This is a genomic window from Tenacibaculum sp. XPcli2-G (genome assembly GCF_024124505.1).
In the GTDB taxonomy this organism is placed as follows: Bacteria; Bacteroidota; Bacteroidia; order Flavobacteriales; family Flavobacteriaceae; genus Polaribacter; species Polaribacter mesophilus.
Genome location: NZ_JAMXSH010000002.1, coordinates 680,539 through 686,538 on the forward strand (window position 1 = coordinate 680,539; position 6,000 = coordinate 686,538).

The following is a 6,000-nucleotide window of genomic DNA, read 5'->3' on the forward strand; positions in this document are numbered from 1 at the left end:
ATCTTATGGTTCTTTTTAAATATTTTATTTATAAGAAGAATTCATTACTATTAACAAACAAATCCCCACTATTGAAATAGTGGGGATTTTATTTACTTTTTGAAATTAGTAATCCCATTTTCAAGCCAGTTATAGTATTCATCTACATCTGGGGTGTATGCTATAGGGTCTATTATATTTGATTCATCATGATTCATTAATACATAAAATGGTTGTGAGTTTGCTTTATACTTAATAGTTTGCATTTCACTCCATTTTTGACCAATATATTTTAGTTTTTTTCCTGGGTTTAACTTTGATTCTACCACTTCATCTTCTTCTAATGGTCTTTTATCATCTACATACAAAGAAATTAAAACTACTTTGTTTTTCAACACGTCTAAAACCTTTGGTTTCACCCAAACGTTTTGTTCCATTTTTCTACAATTTACACAAGCATGTCCTGTAAAATCTAACATTACTGGCTTTCCTACTTTTTTAGCATAAGCTAATCCTTTATCATAATCATGAAACGACATAATATCATGTGGTGGCATTAAATGTGCCCCTTCTGGCAAACGCTCATGTCCATTTCCTTGATTACCTGAACTTACTACTGCTTGTTTTGTAAATCCTACTCCATAAGGTGACTCACTATAATGTTGTGGCGGTGGAAATGCACTGATTAAATTCAACGGTGCTCCCCATAACCCAGGAACCATATAAATGGTAAAAGATAATACAATCAACCCTAAACTTAATCTTCCTACAGATATATGACTGATTGGGCTATCGTGTGGTAATTGTATTTTTCCGAAAAGATAAAAAGCTAAGGCTCCAAAAATAGCTATCCATATAGCAATAAACACCTCTCTTTCTAGTAGATGTAATTGTAATACTAAATCGGCATTTGATAAGAATTTAAATGCTAAGGCTAATTCCAAGAACCCTAAAACTACTTTTACCGTATTTAACCATCCTCCTGATTTTGGCAATGAATTTAACCATCCTGGAAAAGCTGCAAATAAGGCAAATGGTAGTGCAATAGCTGAAGAGAACCCTAACATTCCAACAATAGGAGCTATTCCTCCTTTAGAAGCTGCTTCTACTAACAAAGTACCTACGATTGGTCCTGTACACGAAAAGGATACAATTGCCAAGGCTAACGCCATAAAAAAAATTCCAATTAACCCTCCTCTATCAGCTTGAGAATCTACCTTAGTTGCCCATGAACTTGGTAAAGTAATTTCAAAAGCTCCTAAGAAAGACACAGCAAAAATTACTAAGATTAAGAAGAAAACTATATTAAACCATACGTTCGTTGATAATGCGTTCAAAGCATCAGCTCCAAAAACAGCAGTTACTACCGACCCTAATAATACATAAATCCCTATAATAGATATTCCGTAGATAATTGCATTTCGAATTCCTGCTGATTTACTTTTGCTTTGTTTTGTGAAAAAGCTTACTGTCATCGGTATCATAGGAAATACACACGGAGTTAACAATGCTGCAAACCCAGATAAAAAAGCAATGAAGAAAATCCCCCATAAACCTTTCTTTTCTTTCTTTTTACTTTCTTTTGAAGCTACTTTATCTGTTGTTTTTGTCTCTTTAACGTTATCTGAAGAAACTTTAACTGCTGTCGCTTTAGTTAAATCAAACACCAAATCTACTTCTTTTGGAGGCAAGCACATTTCATCTGTACAAGCAATAAACTCTACAAACGCATTTATTTGGGTTAAACCAGCATTAACCAGTTCTACTTCTTGTTTAAAAACTGCTTTGTGTGCAAAAGATTTAATATTCATTCCTTCATCACCAAAAAGTGTTGTAAACTTAATTTCTCCCTCCGGCTCTGTAGTGTTTCCTACAATTTTAACTTTCCCTCCATCATCATCATACGTAAAAGTTGTTGGAATAGGTCCTCCACTCGGAACTTCCTGTGCATACAAATGCCAACTTCCTTGAATTGTTGCTGTACTTACTAAGTTATACGTTGTTTCAGAAATTTTCTCTACACTCGTTTTCCATGCTATTGGATTGTGAATTTGGCTCATTGCCGAAAACCCAACAGTAAAACAAAGCAAAAATGCTAGTATTTTTTTCATCTTATTTGGGGAAAGGGATTAATTTACATTAAAAGTTAATTCTACTTCTTTTGGAGGTAAACAGTTCATTCCTGTGCACACCATATACTCTACCATTCCTTTAACTGTAAACTTTTCTGTAGTTTTTAAACGGATTCTCTGAGTAAAAGTAGCTTTAGTATCAAAATATTTAATTTTCATTTCAAAGATTGGATCGTCCACTACATGTCCTGCTTCTTCTTTAGTATTTCCTTTTTTCAAGTATTTAGTATCTCCCTCAAAAGTAAATAAGGTTGGAATTGGCCCTCCTTTTGGAATCTCTTGTGAATACAAATGCCAATCTTTTTGAATTGTTGCGGTAGCTACTAACTCTGCTTCTTTATCTGATATCTTTTTTACTGAAGTACTCCACTTTACTGGATCGTGCACTTGGGAAAACGTAAAGGAGCAAGTAAATAATAGTAGTATTAGATATATTTTTTTCATTTTTAAATAAGTATTGAACTCGTAAAAATAACGTGTTTTATATTCATAGAAGAATAATTAAATAATAATTAACATTCTTATTCAATTTTATTTTCTATCCGTGACAAGGAACTGTTAATTATAAAATTATCTTAAAAAACATAAAAAAATGTTAATTTATTTTTTATATATTTATAGTGATTTTTTGAGTCATTTTTTAAAATCACACCTTTAAATTCTTTTTACAATTAAAAACAAAAAAGTAGATGAAGTAACAGTATTTATCATAAACTAAATTTAAGTCCCCCAAATATGAAACACTTTTATTTTAAAAAGTTTAGTGTAGATTTTATATTAGAATTTATAATTCTTCTCAACAAACTACATATTTCTATCAATAGAAAAAAAGGAGTAGTTAAACTCCAATCCATCACTCTCTCAAAAATGTGGAGAGCATTTCCTTCAATTAAGTTTCTTAAAACTTTTAATTACAGGTTTAAGAGTATGTTTTATAATATAAGAACTATAACACTTTCCACATAATCATTAATACGGTTAACTATATTTAAAGATGTTCTTTTATAGTTTCCCATTTAATTTTAACTTGATTATCAAACTCTAACGAGTTGATGAAGTGTATCCTATTTTTTTAGTCTTAAATTAAAGAGTATCACACATTCTAGCGCAAAAAACACAAACAAGTGTTTGCACTATAATCCATCTAAACAAAAAAAGCTTTATATGAAAAATAAACACCCTCACTATAGTGTATATAAAAGCATATTATATATAATTTTCTTAACATTTACTATTAGCCTTAGTTCGCAAGTAATCATAAAAGAAGAATTAAAAAGAAGTAATCTCAACAAAACCTTATCCTATAAACCACCTCAAGACACAAAATTATCCTCATCAAACAATCTAGTTAACCCTATAAGTAGTTCTTTTTTAACAAAAAAAATAACTAATAGTAATTTAAATCAAAGATCCTTTTCATCTACTTTTAGTATGATGATGATGGCTACACCAACTTTAGATTTAAACTCTATAACACCAGGAAATAATTATGATTTCCAACTACAGCCAACAACATCAAACATTTTCCCTGTAACTGTAGATCCAAAAGTAACAACAGATACAGGTGTTTTAAGTGCAACAATAAGTTTTTCTGGAATTGTTGATACTCCTTTTGGTGAATTGTTAGCTATTAATAATGGCGGTGGTTTTGATTTATTATGGTTACAATTACCGGTATCTGGTCCATTTACCTATACTATAGGGAGTTCAACAATACAAATTACACAACTAACAAACACAACATTTAATATTGTAGAAACCTCTGGAAATCCTATCTCTAATTCTGAGTTTGAAACGTTTTTATCCACCTTGTTTTATGGAGATTTGCAAAGCCCATATACAGATGGGGTACGCACAATGGATGTTACTATTTTTGATACAAATGGAGATTCTACCACAGCACAAACCATTATAAGAATCTACACTACTCCCCCAACAGTTGTAGATGAAGCTGATAGTATTCTTGCTAATTCTACTGGAACTATTACAGGTAATGTTCTTACTAATGACTCTGGCTCTACCGCCATATCGGTAACAGAAGTAGACGTCTATCCTTCAGCTGTTAACAACACTTATACTACTTTATATGGAGACATTACAATACAAGCAAATGGTACTTATACTTATGATGTAGATGAAACAAATGCTTCTGTTACAGGTTTAAGAAACGGAGAGAGTTTAGATGATATTATTTCTTATACTGTAGCTGATGCCATTGGTATAAAAGATTATGGTATATTAACCATAACAATTAACGGAGTAGATGAAGCCCCTGACGCAATAGATAACACAGATTCTTTAACTGCTTTTATCGATGCAAGTGCCACAGGTAATGTAATAACCGATCCTGGAACTGGGGGCTCTGATACCGTAGATCGAGGCTTATCTACTTTAGTTTGGGAAAGCAATTTTACAAATGGAGAAACAGTAAATGGAAAAACAAAAACTATTGGTGGCGTGGGGCTTTCTTTTACTACTTTAGACCCTGGAGGATTTGGTACATCCTTTAACCAAACAGTAGATTATACTACCAACGGAGGTCATACAGGTTATTTAATATATAATATAGACGGAACAACTAACCCAACTGATGACACTGTTTTAGTTATAGATTTTGATCAACCTGTTTTTAATTTAGGTTTCTTACTAACAGATATTGATTTTTCACAAGGAAGTTCTTGGCAAGATCAAATAAAAATTGAAGGTAATTTAGATGGTATAAATTCAACTTATAAATTTGTTACAACAGGTGGAGTAATTAACTCAGGAAGTAATACTTTTTATGGAATAGGTAGCGCAATACCTAGTGATGCTACAGGAAATATCAATGTTTTTTTTGAACAGCCAATTAATCAATTAAGATTAAGCTATAATTATGGACCTAATGTTACAGATCCTGACCCTCTTGGACAAATTGCTGGTGTTTCAGATATTTACTGGCAAGGTTCTGGCTCTGTTACCACCATAAGACTTGGTACTACATTAGGTAACCTAAATGCCGGAAATTTAAATATTTTATACCCTGGAACTTACGGGTCAATAATAATGAATCCAGATGGAAGTTATGAATATATTGTTGATACATCAAACCCAGCAGTAGCAGGCTTACTCGTAGGTCAAACATTAACAGATACATTTTTTTATGAAATTTCCGACGGAGTGTCTTCAGATACAGCTAATTTAGTAATTACTATTAATGGATCAGGGACAGACCCTGATGGTGATGGAATAGCCGATAGGCTAGATTTAGATGATGATAATGATGGAATATTAGACACAGAAGAATCATTAGCTTGCGCAGGAACCCCATTAGATTTAACAGGAATTGGAACTACCTTAACCTCTGGAAGTTATTTTGATCAAGATACAGAAAAAATAATAGATGTAACAATTACTACAACAGGTACAGTAGACGAAGGTAATGCTAATGGAGATATCTTAATCACTCAAGGAGGAACAGCAACTTTTACTTTTTCATCCCCAGTAACAGTTTCTCTAAAACATGAAATTGGTATAACTGGAAATTTTGATACAGGGGATACTTGGGAATTAACTTCAACAGGAGAATTTACTGTAGCCGACCCAAATGGTGATTTAATGATTAATTCCAATTCTGGTGGCATTTTGAACTTTGATGCCTTAGGTGCTATTTCAGCATCTGAAGCTTGGGAAATTAAAACAACCACAACATCGCTAAAACTTGATCTAAAATCTGGAAATACAAAATCTCCTATCAACTTAGCTCTAATATGTGGCGGTTTTTTAGATTCCGACAATGATGGAATTCCGAATCATTTAGATTTAGATAGTGATAATGATGGGTGCTTTGATGCAGTAGAAGCAAGTGAAAATGTTTCTTCTGGTCAGTTAGACGGAAATGGAAGAATAG

3 protein-coding genes are annotated in these 6,000 nt (G+C 32.4%); 1 reads left to right on the forward strand and 2 read right to left on the reverse strand.

The window, feature by feature from the left end; genetic code table 11:
* Positions 1-92 precede the first annotated feature (92 nt).
* Both NH341_RS07785 and NH341_RS07790 read right to left on the reverse strand, forming a co-directional pair.
* Positions 93-2,090 carry a protein-disulfide reductase DsbD gene (locus tag NH341_RS07785; RefSeq protein WP_253056299.1) on the reverse strand — a complete coding sequence of 666 codons (1,998 nt, stop codon included), beginning with the start codon at positions 2,088-2,090 and terminating at the stop codon, positions 93-95.
* Between the two features lie 18 nt (positions 2,091-2,108).
* Positions 2,109-2,555: a protein-disulfide reductase DsbD domain-containing protein gene (locus NH341_RS07790; RefSeq protein WP_253056301.1), complete on the reverse strand. Its 447-nt coding sequence runs from the start codon at positions 2,553-2,555 to the stop codon at positions 2,109-2,111.
* A 720-nt stretch (positions 2,556-3,275) separates the two neighbouring features.
* Between NH341_RS07790 and NH341_RS07795 the strand changes: the two genes are divergently transcribed.
* Positions 3,276-6,000, forward strand: a 2,725-nt coding sequence (locus NH341_RS07795) for an S-layer family protein (RefSeq protein WP_253056303.1), incomplete at its 3' end; no start/stop codon positions are given.

What these genes read in the sequence shown, in the direction of transcription:
- NH341_RS07785 (WP_253056299.1), bottom strand. Translation starts at nt 2,090, where the DNA reads ATGAAAAAAATACTAGCATTTTTGCTTTGTTTTACTGTTGGGTTTTCG.
- NH341_RS07790 (WP_253056301.1), bottom strand. Translation starts at nt 2,555, where the DNA reads ATGAAAAAAATATATCTAATACTACTATTATTTACTTGCTCCTTTACG.